Origin of the sequence: Grimontia marina, from assembly GCF_900060185.1 — a bacterium.
Taxonomy (GTDB): domain Bacteria; phylum Pseudomonadota; class Gammaproteobacteria; order Enterobacterales; family Vibrionaceae; genus Enterovibrio; species Enterovibrio marinus.
Genome location: NZ_FIZY01000011.1, coordinates 96485 through 119702, shown reverse-complemented (window position 1 = coordinate 119702; position 23218 = coordinate 96485). Strand labels below are relative to the sequence as shown.

At 47.3% G+C, this 23218-nt stretch carries 24 protein-coding genes; 16 read left to right on the top strand and 8 right to left on the bottom strand.

What is annotated here, in order from left to right; genetic code table 11:
- Positions 1 to 153 precede the first annotated feature (153 nt).
- The 4 genes from GMA8713_RS08130 (at position 154) to GMA8713_RS08115 (ending at position 5309) form a co-directional block, all read left to right on the top strand.
- Complete coding sequence (locus GMA8713_RS08130) at positions 154 to 1323, top strand: hypothetical protein (protein WP_062707717.1); 1170 nt, start codon at positions 154 to 156, stop codon at positions 1321 to 1323.
- A gap of 54 nt (positions 1324 to 1377) precedes the next feature.
- Entirely contained in the window at positions 1378 to 3258 is a 1881-nt protein-coding gene (locus GMA8713_RS08125; protein WP_062707714.1) for a hypothetical protein, read from the top strand.
- A gap of 254 nt (positions 3259 to 3512) precedes the next feature.
- Positions 3513 to 4187: an SDR family NAD(P)-dependent oxidoreductase gene (locus tag GMA8713_RS08120; protein WP_062707711.1), complete on the top strand. Its 675-nt coding sequence runs from the start codon at positions 3513 to 3515 to the stop codon at positions 4185 to 4187.
- A 15-nt stretch (positions 4188 to 4202) separates the two neighbouring features.
- On the top strand, positions 4203 to 5309 hold the full coding sequence (locus GMA8713_RS08115) for a flavin monoamine oxidase family protein (RefSeq protein ID WP_062707698.1): 1107 nt from the start codon (positions 4203 to 4205) through the stop codon (positions 5307 to 5309).
- 10 nt (positions 5310 to 5319) lie between these two features.
- On the opposite strand, the gene GMA8713_RS08110 is transcribed toward GMA8713_RS08115, so the two are convergent.
- Positions 5320 to 5703 (bottom strand): DUF805 domain-containing protein, encoded by a 384-nt coding sequence (locus GMA8713_RS08110; RefSeq protein WP_062707695.1) that lies wholly within the window; start codon positions 5701 to 5703, stop codon positions 5320 to 5322.
- Between the two features lie 465 nt (positions 5704 to 6168).
- Between GMA8713_RS08110 and GMA8713_RS08105 the strand changes: the two genes are divergently transcribed.
- The 4 genes from GMA8713_RS08105 to vctC are packed head-to-tail and all read left to right on the top strand — an operon-like array spanning position 6169 to position 9757.
- Positions 6169 to 7080 carry a siderophore ABC transporter substrate-binding protein gene (locus tag GMA8713_RS08105; RefSeq protein WP_062707692.1) on the top strand — a complete coding sequence of 304 codons (912 nt, stop codon included), beginning with the start codon at positions 6169 to 6171 and terminating at the stop codon, positions 7078 to 7080.
- A gap of 41 nt (positions 7081 to 7121) precedes the next feature.
- Positions 7122 to 8057, top strand: coding sequence for an ABC transporter permease (locus GMA8713_RS08100; protein WP_062707689.1), 936 nt, complete (start codon positions 7122 to 7124; stop codon positions 8055 to 8057).
- Positions 8050 to 9000, top strand: a complete 951-nt coding sequence (locus GMA8713_RS08095) for an iron chelate uptake ABC transporter family permease subunit (protein ID WP_062707686.1) — start codon at positions 8050 to 8052, stop codon at positions 8998 to 9000. Before GMA8713_RS08100 ends, GMA8713_RS08095 begins: the two co-directional genes overlap by 8 nt.
- 1 nt (position 9001) lies before the next feature.
- Positions 9002 to 9757, top strand: coding sequence for an iron chelate ABC transporter ATP-binding protein VctC (vctC, locus tag GMA8713_RS08090; protein ID WP_062707683.1), 756 nt, complete (start codon positions 9002 to 9004; stop codon positions 9755 to 9757).
- Positions 9758 to 9774: 17 nt separating this feature from the next.
- Here the strand turns inward: vctC and GMA8713_RS08085 are convergent, their stop codons facing one another.
- Complete coding sequence (locus GMA8713_RS08085) at positions 9775 to 10314, bottom strand: NAD(P)-binding domain-containing protein (RefSeq protein WP_062707681.1); 540 nt, start codon at positions 10312 to 10314, stop codon at positions 9775 to 9777.
- Between the two features lie 842 nt (positions 10315 to 11156).
- Positions 11157 to 11558: a DUF805 domain-containing protein gene (locus tag GMA8713_RS08080; RefSeq protein ID WP_062707677.1), complete on the bottom strand. Its 402-nt coding sequence runs from the start codon at positions 11556 to 11558 to the stop codon at positions 11157 to 11159.
- A gap of 194 nt (positions 11559 to 11752) precedes the next feature.
- Here GMA8713_RS08080 and GMA8713_RS08075 point away from each other — a divergent pair, with 194 nt between their 5' ends.
- The 5 genes from GMA8713_RS08075 to GMA8713_RS08055 all read left to right on the top strand — a co-directional run bounded on the left by GMA8713_RS08075 (position 11753) and on the right by GMA8713_RS08055 (position 15154).
- Complete coding sequence (locus GMA8713_RS08075; RefSeq protein WP_062707673.1) at positions 11753 to 12685, top strand: DMT family transporter; 933 nt, start codon at positions 11753 to 11755, stop codon at positions 12683 to 12685.
- A gap of 105 nt (positions 12686 to 12790) precedes the next feature.
- Positions 12791 to 13204 carry an alternative ribosome rescue aminoacyl-tRNA hydrolase ArfB gene (gene arfB / locus GMA8713_RS08070; protein ID WP_062707670.1) on the top strand — a complete coding sequence of 138 codons (414 nt, stop codon included), beginning with the start codon at positions 12791 to 12793 and terminating at the stop codon, positions 13202 to 13204.
- A 125-nt stretch (positions 13205 to 13329) separates the two neighbouring features.
- Positions 13330 to 13764, top strand: coding sequence for an acyl-CoA thioesterase (locus GMA8713_RS08065; RefSeq protein ID WP_062707668.1), 435 nt, complete (start codon positions 13330 to 13332; stop codon positions 13762 to 13764).
- Positions 13761 to 14390 (top strand): ABC transporter ATP-binding protein, encoded by a 630-nt coding sequence (locus tag GMA8713_RS08060; RefSeq protein ID WP_062707666.1) that lies wholly within the window; start codon positions 13761 to 13763, stop codon positions 14388 to 14390. The genes GMA8713_RS08065 and GMA8713_RS08060 overlap by 4 nt, the downstream gene beginning before the upstream one ends.
- Positions 14387 to 15154: an ABC transporter permease gene (locus tag GMA8713_RS08055; protein ID WP_062707664.1), complete on the top strand. Its 768-nt coding sequence runs from the start codon at positions 14387 to 14389 to the stop codon at positions 15152 to 15154. The genes GMA8713_RS08060 and GMA8713_RS08055 overlap by 4 nt, the downstream gene beginning before the upstream one ends.
- A gap of 54 nt (positions 15155 to 15208) precedes the next feature.
- Here GMA8713_RS08055 and GMA8713_RS08050 read toward each other — a convergent pair whose 3' ends face one another.
- The 5 genes from GMA8713_RS08050 to GMA8713_RS08030 all read right to left on the bottom strand — a co-directional run bounded on the left by GMA8713_RS08050 (position 15209) and on the right by GMA8713_RS08030 (position 19883).
- Positions 15209 to 16357, bottom strand: a complete 1149-nt coding sequence (locus GMA8713_RS08050) for a Na/Pi symporter (RefSeq protein ID WP_062707662.1) — start codon at positions 16355 to 16357, stop codon at positions 15209 to 15211.
- Positions 16358 to 16669: 312 nt separating this feature from the next.
- A complete protein-coding gene (locus tag GMA8713_RS08045; RefSeq protein ID WP_062707659.1) occupies positions 16670 to 17218 on the bottom strand; it encodes a glutathione peroxidase in 549 nt (182 codons plus the stop codon).
- A gap of 504 nt (positions 17219 to 17722) precedes the next feature.
- Positions 17723 to 18454 (bottom strand): amino acid ABC transporter ATP-binding protein, encoded by a 732-nt coding sequence (locus GMA8713_RS08040; RefSeq protein ID WP_062707656.1) that lies wholly within the window; start codon positions 18452 to 18454, stop codon positions 17723 to 17725.
- Entirely contained in the window at positions 18451 to 19125 is a 675-nt protein-coding gene (locus GMA8713_RS08035; RefSeq protein WP_062707651.1) for an amino acid ABC transporter permease, read from the bottom strand. Before GMA8713_RS08035 ends, GMA8713_RS08040 begins: the two co-directional genes overlap by 4 nt.
- Positions 19125 to 19883 carry an amino acid ABC transporter substrate-binding protein gene (locus tag GMA8713_RS08030; RefSeq protein WP_062707648.1) on the bottom strand — a complete coding sequence of 253 codons (759 nt, stop codon included), beginning with the start codon at positions 19881 to 19883 and terminating at the stop codon, positions 19125 to 19127. The genes GMA8713_RS08035 and GMA8713_RS08030 overlap by 1 nt, the downstream gene beginning before the upstream one ends.
- A 311-nt stretch (positions 19884 to 20194) precedes the next feature.
- On the opposite strand from GMA8713_RS08030, the gene GMA8713_RS08025 reads away from it, so the two are divergent.
- From GMA8713_RS08025 to GMA8713_RS08015, 3 genes are read left to right on the top strand one after another with little or no spacing between them, the layout of a single operon-like run.
- Positions 20195 to 21853, top strand: coding sequence for a vWA domain-containing protein (locus GMA8713_RS08025; protein ID WP_062707646.1), 1659 nt, complete (start codon positions 20195 to 20197; stop codon positions 21851 to 21853).
- Between the two features lie 22 nt (positions 21854 to 21875).
- On the top strand, positions 21876 to 22421 hold the full coding sequence (locus tag GMA8713_RS08020; protein ID WP_062707643.1) for a sigma-70 family RNA polymerase sigma factor: 546 nt from the start codon (positions 21876 to 21878) through the stop codon (positions 22419 to 22421).
- Positions 22418 to 22993, top strand: a complete 576-nt coding sequence (locus GMA8713_RS08015; protein ID WP_062707641.1) for a hypothetical protein — start codon at positions 22418 to 22420, stop codon at positions 22991 to 22993. The genes GMA8713_RS08020 and GMA8713_RS08015 overlap by 4 nt, the downstream gene beginning before the upstream one ends.
- Positions 22994 to 23218 lie beyond the last annotated feature (225 nt).

Below are 23218 nucleotides of genomic sequence, written 5' to 3'. Positions count from 1 at the left end.
CTTTCAATAGCAAATCATGGAGTAGGTTTAAAGAGCGGTAGGCTTAAAAAGAGAGATAATAATTAGAACGCCAAATATTCATTATCACTGTTAGTGGAACTATATATTTTTTATCTTTTTAAACATGTAGATTGTAAATGGAGCGAACAAACAATGTACTCACCATCTTTTAAAAGACTTAAATCAGGGAAGATTTTTGCAGGAGCTTTACTCGCCTGCTTTTCAACTCTCTCCTATTCGGGCAGCCATAGTATTACTTGGAACGATATTGGTGATCCTCTTTGGGCTCAAAATCCACACCTAATTGGTGTAGGCGACCTTAGTCCTAGGGAGCGTATCTGGGCAGCATCTGATATTGCTTCAAGATCCGACAAAAGCGCCTCGCTAAGTCAACGCATTTCAACTCAAGACGGCACTTGGCTTAAAGGTAATCGTCACCGCGCCTTTGATCTCTATCTAGAAAGCGATATTACCCCCACCGATTCCGACGCAAAGGGTGATTTAATACAAGCGCTTATGGGAAACGAAAGTACTGACGGTAAAAATTACTGTAAAGCATTTCTTGATCTTCCAGGCGGTCTAGATGGAGTATGGAATGGCGGCTGGGCAGGACACTCAGCTGCCATTTCTGTTGGTGGGGGTTCTTCCCCTTCAACGTCAATTAGCTTAACCTTGGCTACAGAGTGTGACCCTGTTCATAACGGCTATGGGTTCAACGTTGCATTAGGTGCCTCTCTTTCAAACCCCTTCTTCGATGCAATTGAATTGATGCAATATGCACTTCCCATCAAATTCACTTTTAATGCTGGTGTAGGCGCTAATATTAAATACGCAATGGGTGGCGGTTATACTGGTTGGTTTAACTCCGTTCCTCATCCTATTTATATCAATAACAGATGGCGCACTCCAGAGTATGTTTACAACACCGTCTCATTCAACGGATGGCAAAATTTTTCAGTTGGTGTGGCAGTTGGCGTGGGAGTGACCGCTAACTTAACGGGCACAGTTAACACTATTTCAGCATCAATACCATTGCGGATTGAGGGTGGTCTAACCAGAGATAATAATCCTAAAAACTGGAAGTTTTACGTTCATGCCAAAGGGAAAGCATCGACTAAGGCATTTGGTGGCAACATAATAGGTGCAGTTAAGGCGGGCTTCCCACCTTGGACTATCACATTGTACGCCGCGACTTTAATGAGCTGGAGTGGTTATACACTTGGAGAAAGAGTTTGGTTAGATGAATATATCAAAGGAAAAATTGTTATAGATAATAATGATCCCCGTATTTCAAGACTGGGTAGTGTTCGAAGCATAATATAAGGTCTGATATACGATAAGGTGCCGTTTATTCGGCGCCTTTATTGAGGTATGAACATGAAAATAAAATTTATTCTCCCAGTTATCGTTCTATTTCTTATCGCCATGAGCTTCACCTACTTAAGTTCGGAAGGCAAAAAAAACCAAGAATCAACTGACATATCTGAAAATTCAGAAGTCAAAATGAATGACAAATTTTTATCGTCATCTAATGAAAACTCGAAGAGTACGCAGCAACCTACTCCCCTTAAAAAAAATTCAACCCCAAATTTTATTGGATATGTCGTTAATTTAAAAAACACAGCGAAGCTCGATTTTGGTAAGGAAAGTGACTCACCACCTACTGAGGCAATGCTCTCCTTTGAAGTTGTTTTCGAAAACCAAGACATTGGAAAGCGCAAAAGGCGGGGGATATTAAGGAACTTTAGGGTCACCACTCCCGACAAGGCAGCCTCACCCAGTGACGAAAATGAAATAGGGTTTCTATACGCATACAAAGCTCCACAACTTTACACATCCATAGATATGCTTGGGCTGTCAAGAGAACACCCCTTAGGTTCTGCGGCCTTTTATATATCAAACCTCTCTTATAGTCCAAACGATGAGCCAGTAACCATCAAAGAGGCATCACGTTCAGCTGTTTATCAATATCAAATTGATGGAGCATCAAACACAGTCACACGACGATTACTAGATATCCTATACACCGATCAATTCGAATTGGGTTCGATTGTAGACGACATCAAAGACTCATGGTCGGGTCAAATAGGTGACGATGGCCTTCTAACAGAAGCTAACGTGAATTTGTCCATGCATGGGGACGTTTCTCTAGACATGTCGCATAATTCATCTTCTATCGCGGAAAATAATAAAATAAAGATTGGCATGACCATCGTAGGCAACTACCAAAGATTCGACCCTGGACATGTCGAATTTAAAAATGAGCTGTTTACATTTAATGCTAACGCACGATTCAATTCAGATTTAGAATCCTATGCCACCAAAGACGATATTTCTAACGATGAGCAATACTACGAGGCGCTCAATGGGTTATCAAACTCACTTTCCTATACAGAGTCTGTCCGTGTAGGTCAGTACCTTCTTAACTTCAAAACATTGTCAGAAATAAAGTCAATGTTAAGTGATGAAGCACTTTCTCCATTGGAACGACAAGCCATATTAATGGCAATACAAGATGCTAACCAACCCGAGTCTGAGCAATACCTTGGGAATATCATCAACGATCCAGATGTTCCATACAGATACAGAGCTGCGGGTATGGTTAACCTAGCACATCTCGAGGGAGCGACAGATATCGCGATGGAAGCATTCAAAGAAGTCATCAAACGAAATGATTCTCCAATGCTTAGCGAGACTGCTATGTTCAACATTGGCAATCTCGCAAATAAGCAAACGACTTTGCGTCAAAGTGGTATTGATATGGTTTCGGCGGTATTACAAAGCAATACCTCGTCGAATAGAGAGCGGCTTATAGCACTCAAATCCGCCGCCAATATTGATGATGATGTTTTCACGCCCACATTCATTAAGTCGATGAATTCAGATCATCCTTTTGAGCGCAATGCCGCCGTAGAGGGTGCGCTTTATCGTCCTGATGGAAGAGCTGATGCAGTTGAGCATCTTCTGAACGAGGAAAAAACGGTCGTTCTGACAACAGCCTCTCGTTTTTTCAGCACAAATGAAATGACGTTTATTGAGCAAGGCCAGTTTTACAACCGTCTGGTCAAAGAAGAGTCGGACAATAAGCAGTCAGCATTGGCAACTATTCTGCTTGCAAATGAAAAGCAAAGGCCTCAAATGATATCAAAATTAGAGGAGCTTGCTCAAAATACAAATAAACCAGGTCTTACCAAAATTTTAGACATCTACCAGCAACAGACTTTAAGCGAATCAACGTTTCCTAATGTTGGAGGATAAACAAGCTTTCACAACATAGTCTGAAAGACATATAAACTCAGTTATCCCCCAATCAATCAAAAGTGGTGAATTTCATCACCGAAAGAGGATTGTGGGATATTCTAAAAGCCGTTCGTATTTCTTCTCACCGATAAAATGCCTATTTTCTCACTCACACAAGAAATACTACGCCACTGACTTACCAATACTGCCTCGCTCAACGCCAGCATTACGTTAGCATCTAATACATTAAAGCTGTATTGATGGAGAACGCAATGACAACATCAAAAGGAAAACCGCTAGCAGTGATCGCTGGTTATGGTGAGGGGCTGGGTGAAGCGATTAAACACACTTTCGAAAACGATGGTTTCCAAGTTGTCACCATCAGTCGTTCAGAAGGCATGATCATCGCAGATACAACAGATGCAAATGAAATCAACCGTGCATTTGCACAGATTGATGCACTCTATGGCACCCCGGAAGTTGTGATTTGCAATACTGCCATGTTGACTATCGATCGCTTCTTCTCAACAACGGCGACGCGTTTTGAGGAAACCTGGCGAACCTCGGTGATGAGCCTTTTCAACATCGCTCAGGCGGTTATTCCGATGATGATTAAACAAGGCGGTGGGACGCTACTGGTCACGGGAGCAACAGCTGGTATCCGCGGAAGTAAGAACTTCAGCGCATTTTCATCTGCAAAATTTGCACTGCGAGGGCTGACCCAATCCCTCGCCAGAGAATTCCAAGCACAACGCATTCATGTTTCACATGTTGTTATTGATGGTATTTTGTGGTCTCCCAAAAGTCGTGAGCGCTTCCCTGCTCTTAGACGCGAGACCGCTATCGAGCCTAACGATGCGGCAGGTGTCTATCTGAACCTGACCAAGCAACCTGCTAGCGCTTGGACGCAGGAAATAGATATTCGCCCTTATAGCGAAACATTTTAATCAGGGAGGCAGATCATGAATAGACATCCCCAAACTGTGATTATCGGTGGCGGATTAAGCGGACTTTACGCGGCCTACTTACTCGAGCAGCAGCATCAGGACTACATAGTGCTGGAAGCACGGGATCGTTTTGGTGGGCGTATTGTTTCTGCCTCACCAGATACACAAGCTGCCAGAGTTGATCTAGGCCCATCGTGGTTTTGGCCTAACATCAATCCCAAAATTTCTGCGTTAGCTGAAGAGCTGGAGATTTCGAGCTACAAGCAACACGGCGATGGGCATTATCTCGTCGAAAAAGCCCGCGGCGCGCCGCCGCAAGCGATCAATGTCGGCTATGACATTATGCCGGATACATACCGCCTCGAAGGCGGCATGCAAGCGATGATTGATGGCCTATTAGAAAAAATCCCTAGTGACAAACGCATCACTGGTAGCAAACTAAGTCAGATCTCGCTAGACAATGGCGATTACACCCTGCGTTATGAGCAAGGGGGTGAGGCCAAAACAGTACAGGCGCAAAACATTATTTTTGCGATGCCACTGAGACTGATTACACGCACGGTGAGCATTAACCCACCATTGAGCCCAGCTCTGAGCAATACTTTTGATGGTACGGAGACTTGGATGGCTGCGCATGCCAAAGCAGTGTTTATTTATGATAAACCTTTTTGGCGCGATAACGGCTTTTCAGGGTCGGCATCTAGCAACGTAGGGCCACTGGTGGAAATTCACGACGCCTCACCAGAAATGAATGGCGAAGCCACCTATGGTGCCATCATGGGATTTATGGGTATTAACGGAGCAGCAAGAAAAACGGCGGGCGACGAAACGTTGAAAAAACTCGTTCAACAGCAACTCGTCAGGTTGTTTGGACCTGAAGCTGAAAAACCGATTTCGGTCCAGTACGTTGATTGGTTTCAAGAGCCTTATACAGCAACGAATGATGACATGGCAGTGATGCATGGATTGTATGGGTTTACCCAACAAGATGAAAATCACCCAAACATTTTCTTTGCTGGGACAGAGGCCTCCCGCGCGTATGGCGGGTATCTGGAAGGCGCGCTAGACGCTGCCAACAAGGCGGTTGAAGCACTAATGACAAAATCCCTCCAGTTTTCCTGAAGGGATTCCATTAGATCCCGCTGCTAAAAATGCCGATAGGGTCGCAACCATAACGGTTGCTTCCTTTGGTGCCACGTAACAAAGTAAACACGAGAAATACCAGTGGCCCTACAACGGGTACAACGATGACTAACCACCACCAGCCTGACTTATTGATGTCGTGAAGGCGTCTAACCGTCACAGTAATTAATGGGATCAAGGTAATAGCAAACCAGAGTGGAGCAGCGTAAAAGTCGGTTATCTGGAACTCATGCACCCCAACCTCAGCAACATCAATCCCGACGCAGAGAGCCAGTACTATATTTTGAATGAGGAAAAATCCCCAAAACTCCCGTCGTCTAGCCCTGCCTGAAAACTTCGCGTAATTCCAAAACGCGGCAAACAGCCATTTCATTCGAGTATATCCTTACTTCTAATAGGCTTATTCGAATTTTTGTTGTACAGCCATGACTATACCTAAACAACCTGAAACTCAGAGATATTGAGGCCAACTGCAGGTGGCTTGGGTATTGCTTTTTAAACGCTGGTTTAACCTATCAAAACCTTTTCCTTGGTAGATGAACTAACTACACAAAAATATTGTTCCAGACCTTATTTACGTAAAGATTGTCACTTTTGAGGCGTATTTCTCAGGCCTAAAAAGTCACAAATTTTACTGAGACCATGCTGACCGAGGCTAATGCCAAGGCCGGCATACACGCATAACCGTACTTCTAAATACCCATCACCATCGCAACTTTTCCCTATCAGAATCCTCAATAACATGCCTTTTAGCGATATCCAGTTGAATAAGTAGAAGCTCAAATGTATATTGCGAACGATTTTGATAACCATTTTCATTTATGAAGAGGAGAAGTAAATGAAAACTTTCATCCAGATAGCACTGCTCTCATTAGCCACCACCTCCGCCGTGGCTGCAGACTCAGTCGTTATAGAACATCGCATGGGAAAAACCGAGGTTCGCGGTGTACCTGAGCGTGTTGTCGTGATTGGTCTCGGGTCTCTAGACGCAGTGAATGCGCTGGGTATCGACCCTGTCGCCGTTTCAAAGACATTGCCACAGGTTCCAACATATCTGGAAAAGTTCAAAGACGATAAGTATGCCAACGTCGGTAGCCTGTTCGAGCCAAACTTCGAAGAAATCTACAACCAGAACCCAGACATCATCATTGTCGGCCCACGCAGTTCACCAAGCTTCGACGAGCTATCAAAAATTGCGCCCACCGTTGTATTTGCCGCAGATACTTCGAGAGGCTATTGGGACGCGACTCAAGAGCAATGGCGAAACTTGGGTAAAGTGTTTGGCAAAGAAGAGTTGGTTGAACAAAAAATCGCAGCCATGGACAAAGAATTCAAAGCCATCAGTGATTACAACCAAACCAACGGCGTAGATGCGCTGACTATCATGAGCGCAGGCGGGAAACTGTCTTCTTTCGGCGCAGACTCCCGCTTCTCTGCAATTTATACGGACTTTGGTTTTAATGAGTCTGTGAAAGGCATCAAAGCCTCCAACCACGGCGATATGATTTCGTTTGAGTTCATCCGTAAATCTGATCCAAAGACCCTGTTGGTGATTGATCGCGATACCCTGATCAATCCTGCAGAAAGCGAAACCCGCGAACAGTTTGATAACGATCTCATCAAAGCAACCCAAGCTTACAAGAACAACAAGATGACCTATCTGGATCTGAACGCTTGGTACCTGTCTATGTCTGGCATCACTGCGACCGAACAAATGATTTCAGACATCAAAAACAGCGTTGATCTATAAGCGACCTAGGGGCTGTTGACCCTAAGAAACTGAGGTATACCTTGTTAAAGTTGTTGTTTCTTTTGGGCTTGCTGAGTCTGGCATCCCTATTTGTCGGTGTCAGCGAGTTGTCTCCTGCCCTTTTGTTGGCAGGAGACAGCCAAGCGCTCGAACTTCTCTTCACCAGTCGCCTTCCCCGTTTACTATCCATCGTGCTCGCCGGTGCAGGCTTGAGCATTGCAGGTTTGGTGATGCAGCAAATTAGCCAAAACCGCTTTGCTGCGCCTTCCACTACAGGCACCATTGAGTGTGCCATGCTCGGCTACATGCTCAGCCTTGTGTTTTTCGGCAACGGTAATCAACTCTGGCTAATCTTTTCTGTATCCATTTTCGGCACCCTACTGTTTGTTACCCTAATCCAACGCATACAATTCCGGAATGCTGTATTTGTACCGCTGATTGGCATTATCTACGGCAGTATTATCAGCTCATGCGCCACGTTCCTCGCGTACAAATATGATGCCTTGCAAATGCTAAGCAGCTGGACAGTCGCCAACTTTGCCAGCATTTTGAAAGGTGATTATGAGCTTCTCTATATCGCCCTGCCGATTGCAGCCTTCACCTATGCCTACGCCACGCGGATTTCCGCTGTCGGCATGGGACGTGATTTTGCGGTTGGTCTTGGACTGAGTTACAGACAGGTGTTAGTGATTGGCGTAATGCTGGTTTCCATTCTGTCAGCGAGTGTTGTGATGATTGTGGGCGCCTTACCCTTTATAGGTTTGCTTGTGCCTAACCTTGTCAGCATTTTCTATGGCGACAACCTTCGCAAGAACATTTCCCGCGTGGCGATTGTCGGCGCGCTTTTGGTGCTTGCCTGCGACATTGTCAGCCGTCTGATCATCTTCCCGTACGAAATTCCGGTTTCCATGCTGGTGAGTATTTTGGGTGGATTGGCCTTTATCATTCTTATCACCAAAGGGCCAAAAAATGTCTGACGCTAAGAAAATGTGGGCAATGGCTATGACAGCCCTTGTCTTTGCTGCTCTGTTTATCTGCATTGGACTCACGGCCACAAACTATGGGTATTTCCTGTCTCGTCGTGTCCCGAAAGTGCTCGCAATGGTGCTGGCCGGCATTGCGGTTGCCCAGTCGTCGTTGGTATTCCAGACCATCACCCACAACCGCATTCTCACACCAAGCATCATGGGGTTTGATTCCCTGTATGTGTTGACACAGACACTGCTGGTTGCTGTGTTTGGTGGCTTCAGCTTTTTCCTGATCAACACCTATATTAACTTCGCCATTGCCGTGACCGTGATGGTGGGGTTCTCGCTGCTGTTGTTTGGCTTCTACTTCGGCAAGGAAGGCCGCAACCTGATTGTGTTGCTCTTAATTGGCCTGATCCTCGGGCAGGTGTTTTCAAGCACCGCCTCGTTTTTCACCATGCTGATGGACCCGAACGAGTTTCTGGTGGTGCAAAGCAAGATGTTTGCAAGCTTTAACAACATCAAGATTGAGTTGGTGTATTTGTGCCTGCCACTCTTGCTGGTCGCCAGCTTCCTGCTTTACCGCATGCACCGGACATTAGATGTGTTCTGGCTGGATAAGGACAACGCCATCAGTCTGGGTGTTGATGTGCAGAAAACAACACGTAAAGCGCTCATTCTCTCCGCTGTCCTCATCGCCATGTCGACCGCATTGATTGGCCCTGTCATGTTCTTTGGCCTGTTGGTCACCAACCTGACCCGAGAACTGTTCCGCGTCTATGAGCACCGCATTTTACTAATGGGATGTTCGTTGATGTCCATTTGCACCTTGTTGGTCGGCCAATGGGTGGTAGAAAACCTGTTTAAGTTTGATACCACGCTAAGTGTTGTCGTGAATTTCGCTGGAGGACTCTACTTCCTCTGGATGCTGCTGAAGAACCGAGTTGTTTAACATGATCGCCTTAAAAAACCTGACCAAAGCTTTTGGCAAACAACGCGTCGTGGATGAAGCCTGCGGCGAATTCGAGAAGGGTAAAGTGACCGCCATCATAGGTCCAAATGGCGCGGGGAAAAGTACCCTACTTTCTATGGCAAGCCGCCTCGTTACGCCAGATGGTGGCCATGTAGTGATAGATGGCAAAGCAATAACCGAATGGGATACAGGTGAGCTGGCAAAGCGCCTTGCCGTGCTTCGTCAGGCGAACTCAATCACCATGCGCTTTACCGTGCGCGAATTAGTCTCGTTTGGGCGCTTTCCCTACTCAAAGGGAAACCTGACCAGCGAAGACAATAAAGTCATCGATAAAGCCATTGATTATCTGGACTTGAAGTCATTGGAAAACCGTTATCTCGATGAGCTAAGTGGAGGTCAAAGGCAATTGGCGTTTATTGCCATGGTCATCGCACAGGACACAGACTATGTGTTCCTTGATGAGCCCTTGAATAACCTCGATATCCGCCACTCACTGAGCATCATGCGCATCATTCAACGTTTGGCGCACGAAATGGGAAAATCCGTGGTTATCGTCATCCACGATATCAACTTTGCAGCCTGTTATGCCGACCACATCATCGCGATGAAGCAAGGCAAAATCGCCACCAATGCCGTGGTTGATGAAGTGATTCAGGAAGCCGTTTTGGAAAACATCTACGACACGCCATTCACCATTGTGGAAGCCAACGGCAAGCGAATGTGTCTTTACTACTGAGGGCGTACGCGCCCTCTTTACCCTCTTGGCAACCGGAAAGTTGTTGGCGTGGTCTTAGGTAATTCAGTCACCTGACAACGCGCAATAAACGCGCCCAATACGCTTTGGTACCGCTGGAGAATCGACTGACACCCTTCCAATGCCATCCCGAGTTCACCCATCCTGGCTTGTGCTTCGCTACCCGTTACTGGGGTATCCATCAGCAGCAAATCAGCAGGTGCTCTCTCCCTCAGGGAGTCCCAACGTGGCACGAAAAATGGACTCAGTTCAAACCAGATATCCATGCCATCTGCATTTTCCAGGATACCATTCGTTCCTGCTGCTACCGCGATGATATCCTCCGGACCTGCCATCACAGTGAATAAAATGGTACAACGCTGGGCAATGCTGGGGATGTCTTTTCCATCATACGCCCCAGCAGCAACGAGATTTTTCATTGCGATAGGGTGAACAATGTCATAGACGTAAAGGTGGCATCCATGTGTCTTGCACCAAGCCAAAACCCGAGTTGCTATCTGTTCGCCCAGCTTTCCCAAACCTATAAAGCCAATATCCATCTTCGACTCCTGAATCCTGAAGAAAGACAAATACATGTCTGTTCATCTGCCTGTCGCAACAAGATGTTGAGCTTATATCAAAGACCAGTAAAGGAGAGGGGTTAGGTGAGTTAACGCCGGAACACGACATGCTTTGCGACACGTCGCAGCCGTGTAACACATTCCTGAGAAATGAAATAAGGTGACTGCCTGACCGCTCTTTAGAGCCCTATCTGTCCAGCACGGGATATACATCACCTCAGCGCATATTGCTGTCAGCAAAGTCGCGGCTCATTAGCTGCACTTTACCGTATCTTTTAATTTGTCGTTTTGCCTGCATAAGACGTTGTTGGTTCATTCATCATCGAGGGTAGAACAAAAAGGCCACCTGCCCCAACTGTATATACAACCTATTGAAATTCAAAAGAGCAACCTATTCTCTATATACCCAATAGGAAAACCCTCTCACATCTCATTGATACAGTTCTCACTTTTCGAAAAGGCATCGTGGGCCGCTTTGTTAAATCTCATTTTTAATGACTATCAGTAATATAGGTTCTACATAGACGCTGTGACCTACAACGTTGTCGATGAAAACTCAACGGTTGGGCAAGCGATCTTACTGGTAACAGTGACCCCCTATGTTCAATCAGAACGCTCTTCAGGTAGTCTCAGTCCATTGGCCTTCATCTTGATGCTGTTGCTCTATGCAATGAGGTGTTACCTGCTGGCAGAGTCAGGAAGGAAAAGAGCCGTCGTTTCGTCTTACTCACGCGGAAAGTACACACACAGGGATCGCGCAGGTGGTTAGGCAGACGCCACCTAGCGCGATCACATCGCTTTACGCATGGTTCAAAGAGATATCAACCACTGAAAGTGCCCGTATCAGAGCGGGTCTTATGCGCTTCTGATTTTGGATCTGCGCCAAACCGGTTACTGCCTTTTGTACCATCGAATGCATTGAGCACCAGCAAAGCAATCACGCCAAATGGCAAAATACCGATTAATGCCCACCAACCCACGCGATCAGTATCATGCAGTCGACGAATGGTTACTGCCAGTGTCGGAATAAACACGGCGATCGCATAAACCATACCTGCGGTACCAAGGCCGATGTCTTCGTTAAACGTTCCCATAGCCTGATCCAAAAACGCCAGTGCGAAAGTGAACAACATACTGAACGCCAAAAACATCCAATACTCCTTGCGGCGCGCGCGGCCTTTAAAATTCGCGTATTGCTTTAAAACGCCGATATACCAATTCATCGGTCTCTCCGAATATCACTCTGGCTGACACATGGCGTCCACCAGTAAAAAATCAGCGCTTACTTTACCAAAAATCCCAACCCTTTGAACAACCGGACACAGTGAGTAACGGCACATTGCTGACTCTGAAATGTTGCATAATGGTTAACATAATGACTAACTGAATCATCCAGAAGGCTTTTTCACAGCAGAACATGGCAAATTCCTCCCAACGCGCTTCAATGGCATGGCTGCCCATTCTGCTCGCCGTTATCGCGACCATGAGTTGGGCAGGCAACATTACGCTAGCAAAACTGGTTAATGAATTTATACCGCCTATTGGGCTCGCCTTCTGGCGCTGGACAGTGGCGTCGCTGGTTTTGGCTCCATTTGTACTGCGCCCTATGCGAGAGCAGTGGCCACTTTTTAAAGCTCATTTCCGGCTGGTTTTATTGCTGGCACTTTTTGGGGTAGCCGGATATAACACCCTGGTCTATGTCGCGCTGGAAAACACACTTTCAACCAATGTGGTAATACTCCAGTCTTCGTCGCCCTTGATGATCCTGTTGGTGCAATTTCTGCTATTCCGTCAGCTTTCAACGCTCAAGCAGGCATTTGCTATTTGTGTCTCAGCCATTGGTGTTCTGCTTATCATCACCAAGGGCCAATTGGTCTCAGACTTTGCAATTGGCAACAGCGAACTCATTGCCCTGTTTGCCATTTTCGTTTGGGGCACCTATTCGGTGCTGGTCCAGAAACTTCCAGACGCACTGAAAGGTTTACCCATCCTCGGCTATACCGTGTTTATCGGCAACATGATGCTATTGCCTTTCTACCTTGGGGAATCGGTGTGGCATGAAACTATGCCCTTTACCAGAGAAAGTATTGGCATATCGCTCTACACAGGAGTTTTCGCTTCAGGTATTGCTTATTTTTGTTGGAATGCTGCCGTACAGAAAATGGGAGCAGCTACCACAGGTCAGTTTATGCATTTGATCCCGGTTTTTGGGCTAATTTTTTCGATGCTACTGCTTGGAGAACGGTTGGAGAGTTATCACTGGCTGGGAATAGCTTTTATCGTCTGTGGGCTTTTGATTGCCAATATCTCTGCAAAGCGAAAGCCAGTGGCGCCGAACAATACTGCATAGCCAAGCCCCCTCTTTTCTAACATGAGACTCCTACTACGCCAGTTTGCACAGCATTCCAGTTTGGTTATAGTTGCGCCTCATGTTAAACAAGGAGCAACAAAACCCATGTTGGTTATATCCCAGAGCGTATCAATCCCGGACGACGAGATTGATATTTCATACATCAGAGCCCAAGGCGCCGGTGGACAAAACGTGAACAAGGTATCTTCTGCCGTTCATTTACGGTTTGATATCCACGGCTCTTCGCTTCCTGAGTTCTACAAAGAACGTCTGTTGGCACTGAAAGACAACCGCCTAACCAAAGAAGGCGTTATCGTGATCAAAGCACAACAATTCAGAACACAAGAAAAGAATCGTGAAGACGCACTGCAGCGCCTTCAAGAGCTGGTTAAAAGCGTGGCTGTTGTTCAGAGAGCGCGCCGTGTCACTAAGCCAACTAAATCTTCGCAAAGAAAGCGCATGGATAGTAAAACCCAACGCGGTAAGACCAAATCACTTCGCGGTAAAGTGCAATTCTGATCCACCCGGTTGATCCTAGCTCATTGGCCTAATGTCACATTACTCAGCCCATTCAGAACGCTGACCTTGTTTGATCTGGCGTCTTGTTGTGCAATCAAAGCACAACAAAAAAGGAGGATCACACAGTGGCCAATGTAGACTTTAATGAATACCCGCTCTCACAAAGTCAGGCGATTGTCTGGAACGACATGGATGCCCTGCAACACATCAATAACACCGTTTATTTTCGCTACTTTGAAGATGTTCGCGTCGTCATGCTTGAAGAGCTAAAGGTATTCGACTTCGTCAAAAGCCACAATATCGGCCCTGTCGTCGCGTCAACGCGCTGCGACTTCCGCGCACCGCTGGTTTACCCAGACACTATCACCACGGTTTCATGGGTCGAAAACATTCAGGAAAAACGCTACACCATGAAGTACGAAATCCACAGCCATAGTCAACAGCGCTGCGTAGCTGAAGGAGAGGCCCTCGTCGTATACTGCGATTTCAGCACGGGTAAAAGCTGCCCTATTCCAGCTGACGCTCTGGAAGGCCTGCAAGCGTTTGTGGGGGGGCAATGACCGCAGACTCTCTCATTATTACTACTCTTCGCTCTGGCTATGAAAGCCAGAGCAGTACAGCGCTGGATGCTTCACTCGCGCGCGGGGAACATCTGGTGATTCACGGGCCTTCAGGTTGTGGTAAAAGTAGCCTCTTAAAAGTCATATGTGGATTACTGCCTCCTTCAAAGGGAAGCATTGAGTGGGAAGCAGGGAAAGTCACCGTCGAATCACTTCCCAGGTGGCGCAACCAGATTAACTACCTGCCACAAGAAGCGGTGATGGGCGGTGAAACTATCGAAGAAGTGCTCATGCTGCCTTGGTCGATGCAAGCAACCAGCCTCGCCAAGCCTGAAACGGTAACATGCCAGAACGTACTCCAAGCTCTCTCTCTCGAACACTCGCTCAATACCGAGATAACTTCACTCTCCGGTGGCGAGAAACAACGCCTCGCATTTGCTCGCGCCCTTCTGCTAGATAGGCCAATTTGGTTGATGGATGAACCCACGTCAGCGCTTGACGGCAACAGCAGAGATTGTTTGATATCGCTTTTGAACACCAAGGACATCATTGCGGTGTCAGTCTCCCACGATCCGATTTGGATTGCAGCGGCAGATATCGAGTTTGATATGGGGGCATCATTATGAGTGAGGCACTTGAAATCAGTCCTTGGGCGCTCTCTGGCCTTTACTGTGTTTTTATCATCCCGCTGCTGCTCTTTCAGCGCTGGCAGTTGGGACTCAGAAAAAGCCTGATTACCTCTGTGATCAGAATGACCTTGCAGCTCGCGTTGGTGGGTCTTTATCTTCAAACTCTGTTTAATTTCGCCAGTTTTTGGCTTAACACAGCATGGCTACTGGTGATGATACTGGTCGCAAGCTGGACTATCTGCAAACAGGCTGACACACCCTGGCGAAAGATGCTCCCCGCCGTTTTAAGCGGACAACTTGTTTCACTGGGCTTGGTTCTGCCGCTTTTGATGGTGGGTGTGATTCAAACATCACCTTGGTGGCAGGCACAGTATCTGATCCCCGTAGCAGGTATGCTGCTCGGCAATATGCTATCTGCCAATGTATTAGCCATTGAGCGCTTACACTCAAGCATGAAGCGACGACATGCAGAGTATCAATACTATGTTGCCCTTGGAGCGAAATCACCGTGTCAGCCTTTCCTGAGAGAGGCATTCTCTGCGGCACTAAGGCCACCGCTGGCAGCAATGAGTACACTTGGCATTGTAAGCCTACCGGGGATGATGACGGGGCAAATTCTGGGTGGTACGGAGCCATTGCTGGCAGTGAAGTATCAACTGGTGATCATGATAGCTATTTTTATCACAGCGACACTGTCCGTCGCCACCACGCTAAAACTGAGCAGCCTCCGTCTGGCTGATAACTATGGAAGGCTAAGCTAAAAAGCAAAAAGCCCGACTAAATGGTCGGGCTTTCGTTATTCAATTGGCGGTCGATTATGACACTGCCAGTACCAAGCCTGGTAGCACAACAAACACTGCACCCAAGTAGGCAACAACAGCCAGTTTGGTCTTCGCAGCATAGTCAGCCAGCAACTCAGCGGCTTTCAATGGCAGCTCACGCAGGAATGGAAGACCGAATATAACCAGAATACCCAGCACGTTGAATGACAGGTGAACCAGTGCAATCTGAAGTGCAAATACTGCATTACCACCTGTTACAGCAGTTGCTGCCAGCAGTGCGGTGATACAGGTACCGATGTTCGCGCCCAGCGTGAATGGATAAACCTGACGCACGCTCAGTACGTTGGTGCCCACCAGCGGAACGACAAGGCTTGTGGTTGTAGAAGAAGACTGAACCAGAATGGTCACCAGCGTACCAGACGCGATGCTGTGAATTGGACCACGGCCAATTGCGCCGTTCAGCACTTCACGCGCTTTACCTACCATCAGTTTCTTCATCAGTTTGCCCATCACAGTGATAGACACAACGACCAGAAGAATACCGAACAGTACCAGCGCTACACCGCCGAACGAGCCTGGGAAGATTTCGAAGACAGATTTAGCACCGCTCACAACCGGCTTCGTCAAAGGCTTGATGAAGTTCAGGCCTTTCAGGCTAAGGTTGTCAGCTTGCATCAGAGGGGATACCAGCCAAGCGGAGATTTTCGCTAGGAAGCCCGTCATCATTTCCAGAGGAAGGAAAATCGCTACCGCAAACAGGTTGAAGAAGTCGTGTACGGTGGCGCACGCAAATGCGCGGCGGAATTCATCTTTACACCGAGCGTGACCCAAACTCACCAAGGTATTTGTTACCGTGGTACCGATGTTTGCGCCCATTACCATCGGAATTGCCATTGCAACAGGCAGGCCGCCTGCAACCAGGCCAACGATAATCGCGGTGACTGTACTTGAAGATTGAATGAGAGCGGTACCAACGATACCAATCATCAATCCTGCAACAGGGTTAGAGGCAAACTCGAAAAGCTCTTTTGCCTGCTCACCTACAGCCCATTTGAAGCCACTGCCAATCATAGAGACAGAAACCAACAGAAGGTACAACATACCGATTAGCGTTGCCCACTGAATGGCGCGTTTGGGATTCGCGGACTGAGGTCCTTGTAGCGCATCAGACTGGATGCTCATAACTCACTTCCTGATAGTAATGATTTCAGTTCGAAGTGGATGCTATGAATTAAATATTACAGAAATATGAATTCCATATTTCTAAGGCACTTTTTTACGCTTTTTATGTTCAAAACATGACCGAGCAGAAACTTCCTTCATGGGTAGCAGAAAAATCGTTTATGGCAAGATAGGAAAATGTTTCGAACTGTTACTATTTTCTATGCCAATACAATCGTCAGGAGTACTTTTAAAAGCCGTTCTTTTGACTTAAACAAAATATCGTAGAGATTTATTGCTCATCACACCCGTTATGCGGGATTTCCTACCGTTCTATTTGGGGTTGATTTGAGACTCCACCAGTGCGGTGAGCTTTGATGAAACTGGCGCCACAGAACTCGGGAATGTGGCCACCACTTCACCCTTTGCATTGATCAGGTACTTGTAAAAGTTCCATCTAGGTTCCACACCCGCCTGCTTGCTAATTTCCGCAAACACAGGATTCGCCCCGCTCCCTTTTACTGCACTTCTCGCCATCATAGGGAAGGTCACGCCGTAATCGAGATAACAAACCTTCGCAGAGCGCTCCTCGTTGCCCCTGTCCTGATTGAAGTCATTGGAAGGAAAACCAATCACACTAAAACCGTCGTCTTTGTATTTCTGATGTAGCGCCTCCAATTGCTCGAATTGTGGCGTATACCCGCATTGGCTTGCCGTATTAACCACCAGCAGGGTTTTGCCTTTAAACGCCTCGCAAAGGTTAACTGTTTCAGTAGAGTTAAGCTTGCGCTGAAAGCCATTGAGGATATCCGGGCAAATCGCTGCTAAAGAAGTACCCGTGAGACTGAGAAAACCAAGTAACACCTGTATTGATATTTTCATAAACCCTCCAGCTAATCAGACTAACAACGTCACCAGACTCGCCGCGTTTTATGTGGCGGATAACGGCAGACATGATTGGTTATATCCCGAAAAGCTGCAAACCGATCAATACGACAGGCTTTCGTTTTCACAAGGATAACTATATCCAAGCAACCTGAAGTTACTCGCATTCAGAGGTCAACTTTGCTTCCAATATCACCGTGGAAAACTACGAGATGATGCATAATGCAGTAAGGCAAAAGTTAGGGGTATCTATCGCCCTTAAACAGTCTCTTTCACTAATGGCTGATGTGGCGTCTGTCGCTATCGATGAATTCAAAGAACAACACCCTCTATGCATAGTCACGACAAAACAGCGCCCAGGCTCAGCGTCGATCAGCTGCTTTATGGACAGTGTTACCTCCCCTTTGACTGACAGCATCAGATAAAAAGCCCCTTAATCGGCCAGATTAAGGGGCTTTACTTTAATGGAACATCATCAACCAGGGGGAACAGTTGAATTCGTTACGCTGAGCGCGCCACAAAGGCCTTCGTGCGTTCGTTTTGAGGGTGACCAAAAATCTGGGATGGCGGGCCTTGTTCAACAATCACGCCACCTTCCATGAAGATCACCTTGTCAGCAATCTCACGGGCAAACTGCATTTCGTGGGTCACCACAATCATGGTTTGCTTTTGCTTGGCCAGTGCTTTCATCACTGACAACACTTCTTCTACCCATTCAGGGTCGAGTGCTGACGTCGGTTCATCAAACAGGATCACTTCGCCTTTACATGCCATAGCACGGGCAATGCCGACACGTTGCTGCTGGCCACCGGAAAGCTGCGCAGGGTATTTTTCTAAATGTGCTTCCATTCCGACGCTGACCAACAATTTACGTGCAATTCCCAGCGCTTTTTCTTTTGGCTCTTTCCACACGGTGATCAGCGATTCCGCTACGTTTTCCAGTGCGGTTTTGTTGGCGAATAAGGCATAGCTCTGGAACACAAAGCTGCTTTGTTTACGAAGCTGGTGAATCTCGTTTTTCGATACCTTCCCAGCGTTAACGCGCACATCACCTATTTGTATTTCACCACCACTTGGCGTTTCCAAGTAGTTCAGACAACGCAGCAAGGTTGATTTACCCGTGCCAGACGGGCCGATGATCACCACAATCTCACCTTGTTTGACGTCGAGGTCGATTTGCTTCAGTACCTCGACATCACCAAAGCGCTTGCTCAAATTTTTCACTTCAATCATCGTGCATACGCCTTGTTCAATCGGACTTCCATCACCGTTTGAATACGGGTGAAGAAAATCACCACCAGCCAGTAAATCAATGCCACCGCCATGAAAGCTTCAAAGAACTTAAAGCTCGAAGAGGCTTCCATTTGTGCCTTCGCCATGATTTCCGCAACACCCAGCGTGAACGCCAGAGAAGTACTTTTAATCATGTCGATGAAGTAGTTCATCAATGAAGGGGTTGCAACGCGCGCTGCCTGCGGCAGGATAATGCGTTTCATCGCCTGAAGTTCAGTCATGCCGACACTCAGGCTGGCTTCCATTTGGTTCTTATCAATTCCCAAAATCGCACCGCGAATACTCTCGGCCATGTAGGCGGAAAAGTGGAGCGACAAGCCAATCACAGCGGCAGTGAAAGCATCCATCCCTACGAAAATCGGGAAGACCTGTGGCAATCCGTAATACAGTAGAAAGAGCTGAACCAGCAGCGGTGTGCCGCGGAAGAAAGAAATGTACACCGCGACGACAGAGTCGAGCACTTTAACTTTGAACACCCTTACCAGTGCCAGCAGCACCGACAGCACCAGAGCAACCGCAAAGCCAATCAGTGACATTTCCAGAGTGATTCCCAGATACTTCACCAGTATCGGGAACAACTCCAGCATGTAGCTAAAATCGAAGCTCTGCATTATTGCGTGATGTCAGAGTCAAACCACTTCTCTGAAATCTCGCTGAGGGTGCCATCAGCTTTCATTTCAGTCAGTGCCTGATCCACTTTAGCTTTGATGACGAGCTTCTCAGGAGTTTTCAGGAATGGCATCGCATTCTGGATAGTTTCGAACGGTTCACCTGCCAGTTGCAGCGGTAGACCAGATTTTTTGATCAGCTGTGCTGAAGAAACACGATCCATCACAAACGCATCGGTGCGGCCCAAAGCAACGTCTTGTTCGAAACCAGAATCGTAAGTGATGATGTTGATCTCATTAGCCTTGTCATAGTTGCGCAGCAGTTGTTCGAAGTTACTACCGAGGTTAACCGCCACTTTCTTGCCTTTCAGGTCATCAATACCAACGATGTCCTCGCGGCCTTTACGCACAACAACCTGTGCACCGTCAACCACGTAAGGCACAGAGAAAGCGTATTTCGCTTTACGCGTGTCGGTCATGGTAATTTGGTTACTGATGGTATCGATGTGACCCGCTTCCAGCATGCCGAAAAGGCCTGAGAAGTTTGCAGTCACGAATTCAACGTCATAATCCGCACGCTTGCCGATCTCATTCCATACATCGATTTCGAAGCCCTGCAGCTTGTCCATTTTCACGAAGGTGAATGGGAAGTAGCGGCCAGACATACCCACTTTAATTTCTTCTTGGGCAAGCGAAGCGGTAGAAGTGAAGCTTGCTGCAAGTGCGACGGTAGCAAGCAAAATGTTTTTCATAGAAGGCATGGTTACAACTCCAATGGTTATTTTTCCTTGAACACCTTCCGGAGAGTTCACGTATTATTCGTAAGGTGTTTCGTTTCATCGAGCCAAATGTAACTCATACATTTTTTTGTGATAAATAATGAAATGTTCTATGTAATAATCTGCAAATAAGAGCATTTGTAGATATATCCGCCACACTGGTTACTTTTTGAGCAAACTATACTCCAAGTATTCTTCACATTGTCGAATTTTTAGAAGACGAAAAATATTTCACCCCTCTTGCCCACTCGCCCGTTTATACCGACAAACCAGCAAGAAAAAGGAATCGGTATATGACATTCAATCAAATCACCATCGCTATTTTTGCGGCTCTGACAGTGGTTGTCGGCTGTTCAGAGTCCATCCACGACACCACTAACGCTGAAGCTCAGAAACAATCCCCAGCTCTTCAGAAAGAAGTGGTAGAGATGGATCACGCGCTACGTGCTGCGCCAACAACTAAAGTGGCTTATAGCCAGGTTGCTACCGATCATCAATTTATGGTGATGCCAATGTCTGGCATTGACCCTTATGTACAAATTGAGAGCCGCGACAATTACCTCGACACGCCGAGCAATGCCACAAAATTAGTGACAACGTCACCTTTGTCGACATTTTCCATTGATGTCGACACAGGTAGTTATGCCAATGTGCGCAGTTATCTGAAAATGGGCAACAAGCCGCCAGGAGATGCCATTCGTGAAGAAGCCTTCATCAACTACTTTGATTACGCCTACCCAACACCGGTAACCAAAGCCAGACCTTTTTCTCTCAGCACCGAACTTGCCCCTGCGCCATGGAATGCCGATCGCAAGCTGATGCGCATTGCACTCAAGGGTTACGACATTCCTGCCAGCGAGCGAAAAGCGTCGAATCTGGTGTTTCTGGTAGATGTGTCAGGCTCCATGAATGAACCTAATAAGCTGCCGCTGTTGGTACAAAGCCTCTCTCTACTCGCTAAAAACCTTGGAGGGAAAGATAAGGTCAGTCTGGTCACCTATGCGGGCAATTCCTCCGTCGTGCTCGAACCCACCAGCGGCGACAATCAACATGCGATCGTCGATGCACTCAAAAGCCTGCAAGCGGGCGGTGGCACCTACGGTGAAAGCGGGATAAAACTGGCTTACCAGCAAGCGAAGAAAGGCTTTATCAAAGATGGCGTAAACCGCGTTATTCTCGCGACAGACGGTGATTTTAACGTCGGCGTGACCAGCTTGGATGCGCTGAAAGATCTGGTGGAAGATGAGCGCGAGAACGGCATTTCACTTACCACATTGGGCTTTGGACGTGGCAACTACAACGATGCCATGATGGAGCAACTCGCCAACGTCGGCGACGGCAACCATGCTTATATCGATACCTTGCACGAAGCGCAAAAGGTACTGTTGCGACAGATGAGCGGCACGCTGCAAAGTATCGCGGAAGATGTGAAAATTCAGGTCGAGTTCAACCCGGACACCGTTAAGGAATACCGCCTGATTGGCTATCAAAACCGTAAGCTGCGTGATGAAGATTTCAACAACGATAAAGTCGACGCGGGTGAAATAGGCGTAGGACACACAGTCACTGCCCTTTATGAACTGACACTGGTTGGCGATCAAGGACGTATTGACAATCTGCGTTATCAGCAAAAACAGGTAGATAACTCCACGCACAGTGACGAACTCGCTCAGGTCAAAGTCCGATATAAGCTGCCGGGTAATGATAAAAGCCAGCTCACCACTCAGGTGATTAATGGCAGTAAAGGCAAGCCAACATTCGCTCAGGCCAGTGAGGATTTCCAGTTTGCCACTGCGGTTGCCGCCTTTGCGCAGAAGCTCAAAGACAACCACTATGTGAATGGTTTAGCCTACAGTCAAATTGCTGATATCGCGCGTGAAAACCGTGGCAAAGACCCATACAACTACCGCGGCGAATTTATCAGTCTGGTGGAGATTGCACAGAACCTTTAGGGGCATTTGTTAACAGGCATCCATGGATACACAAACCGACGAAACATTGATGGTGAACTTCAGCAAAGGCGACCAGCACGCCTTTGCTGAGCTCTATCAACGCCATAAAAATCCGCTGTATCGCTACTTCGTCCGTCAATTGGGTACGGCGCAACACGCCCGTGCCGAAGAGTTATATCAGGATGTTTGGTACCGCGTGATTGATAAGCGGGAAAGCTATGCGCCGTCCGCCAAGTTCACCACCTGGCTGTATCACATTGCCCATAATTTGGTGATTGATGAACACCGCAAGATGATGTCATCCAGCGCTTATGCCCAATCTCTGAAAGACGAGCAGGGCGAAACACCGGATTGGGATGGTGACAAACAAACCGCCATTAAAGCCTGCATGGCACTGCTCGCCCCTTTGCAGAGGGAAGCGTTTTTACTTCGCCATGAAGCAGGCTTTGAGCCAGCGCAGATTTGTGAGATCGTCGGTGCGAAAGCGGAGGCTGTGAAAACCCGCCTTCGCTATGCCATGGATCAGCTTCGCCAATGCCTGACCAAAAAACTCGGAGACAGACAATGACAGCGCCAATCAAAGACGAAGACATTGTCGCGCTGTACAAGGAAAGTGCGACAGAAACATCAAGCAAAGCTCTAGATAATTGCATCCTTGCCTATGCAGGCAGCCAGCACAAAAAACACATACCTTGGCGGACCTATGCTGGTGCCGCCGCAACAGTCGCTTTTGTTGCCTTGCTGGCACCTTGGAAATGGGTCGATGACACTCTAGAAGTACCTCAAGGTATCGAGCCTATTCGCGAAACTGTTATCAAACGAAATCCCTCCCCTATACGCATCAGCCCTGAAACCTTGTCTGACGATGAAACCAATGCGTTGCAATCAATGGATGCGTTGCCAACAAAACCAGAGGAACAGCGTTTCTTCCGCAACGCGCCTTCGACCATCAGGTCCCTACCGCAAATTGAGTTGGAAGAAGCCGCAGTCGCAGAATTCACAGATGTAGAAAGGCTACTAGATGCAGGTCAGGAGCAACAAGCCCGTGAGTTTTTGGAGCAGATGCTCGCGGACAATCCTGAGTTGGTTGAGAGACTGCCCGAAAGGTTGAAAACTTTGCTCAATAAATCAGGCGAATAGGTAATATCACGAGGTAAAAGAACTTTTGGACAATAAAGCTGGCGATGCTGTTAACAAACAACCACTCCGGATAAGCGCTATTTACGCAAAGTGACACACTCACTTTTCACTTTGTTGTTTTAGCTCATTGTTGGCTGAGCCCACAAAAAGAAACCGAGCCCTTGGGATAGATATGGACGCGCCCGATTCACGGATTTCACCTCTCGGTCTGGTGCAACACCGTGT

Coding starts and splice junctions, on each gene's coding strand:
- GMA8713_RS08060 (WP_062707666.1), top strand. CDS start 13,761: ATGACCGCAGACTCTCTCATTATTACTACTCTTCGCTCTGGCTATGAA.
- GMA8713_RS08025 (WP_062707646.1), top strand. CDS start 20,195: ATGACATTCAATCAAATCACCATCGCTATTTTTGCGGCTCTGACAGTG.
- GMA8713_RS08115 (WP_062707698.1), top strand. CDS start 4,203: ATGAATAGACATCCCCAAACTGTGATTATCGGTGGCGGATTAAGCGGA.
- GMA8713_RS08125 (WP_062707714.1), top strand. CDS start 1,378: ATGAAAATAAAATTTATTCTCCCAGTTATCGTTCTATTTCTTATCGCC.
- GMA8713_RS08055 (WP_062707664.1), top strand. CDS start 14,387: ATGAGTGAGGCACTTGAAATCAGTCCTTGGGCGCTCTCTGGCCTTTAC.
- GMA8713_RS08030 (WP_062707648.1), bottom strand. CDS start 19,883: ATGCCTTCTATGAAAAACATTTTGCTTGCTACCGTCGCACTTGCAGCA.
- GMA8713_RS08045 (WP_062707659.1), bottom strand. CDS start 17,218: ATGAAAATATCAATACAGGTGTTACTTGGTTTTCTCAGTCTCACGGGT.
- GMA8713_RS08035 (WP_062707651.1), bottom strand. CDS start 19,125: ATGCAGAGCTTCGATTTTAGCTACATGCTGGAGTTGTTCCCGATACTG.
- GMA8713_RS08105 (WP_062707692.1), top strand. CDS start 6,169: ATGAAAACTTTCATCCAGATAGCACTGCTCTCATTAGCCACCACCTCC.
- GMA8713_RS08085 (WP_062707681.1), bottom strand. CDS start 10,314: ATGGATATTGGCTTTATAGGTTTGGGAAAGCTGGGCGAACAGATAGCA.
- GMA8713_RS08095 (WP_062707686.1), top strand. CDS start 8,050: ATGTCTGACGCTAAGAAAATGTGGGCAATGGCTATGACAGCCCTTGTC.
- GMA8713_RS08020 (WP_062707643.1), top strand. CDS start 21,876: ATGGATACACAAACCGACGAAACATTGATGGTGAACTTCAGCAAAGGC.
- GMA8713_RS08130 (WP_062707717.1), top strand. CDS start 154: ATGTACTCACCATCTTTTAAAAGACTTAAATCAGGGAAGATTTTTGCA.
- GMA8713_RS08110 (WP_062707695.1), bottom strand. CDS start 5,703: ATGAAATGGCTGTTTGCCGCGTTTTGGAATTACGCGAAGTTTTCAGGC.
- GMA8713_RS08080 (WP_062707677.1), bottom strand. CDS start 11,558: ATGAATTGGTATATCGGCGTTTTAAAGCAATACGCGAATTTTAAAGGC.
- GMA8713_RS08040 (WP_062707656.1), bottom strand. CDS start 18,454: ATGATTGAAGTGAAAAATTTGAGCAAGCGCTTTGGTGATGTCGAGGTA.
- arfB (WP_062707670.1), top strand. CDS start 12,791: ATGTTGGTTATATCCCAGAGCGTATCAATCCCGGACGACGAGATTGAT.
- GMA8713_RS08015 (WP_062707641.1), top strand. CDS start 22,418: ATGACAGCGCCAATCAAAGACGAAGACATTGTCGCGCTGTACAAGGAA.
- GMA8713_RS08050 (WP_062707662.1), bottom strand. CDS start 16,357: ATGAGCATCCAGTCTGATGCGCTACAAGGACCTCAGTCCGCGAATCCC.
- vctC (WP_062707683.1), top strand. CDS start 9,002: ATGATCGCCTTAAAAAACCTGACCAAAGCTTTTGGCAAACAACGCGTC.
- GMA8713_RS08075 (WP_062707673.1), top strand. CDS start 11,753: ATGGCAAATTCCTCCCAACGCGCTTCAATGGCATGGCTGCCCATTCTG.
- GMA8713_RS08120 (WP_062707711.1), top strand. CDS start 3,513: ATGACAACATCAAAAGGAAAACCGCTAGCAGTGATCGCTGGTTATGGT.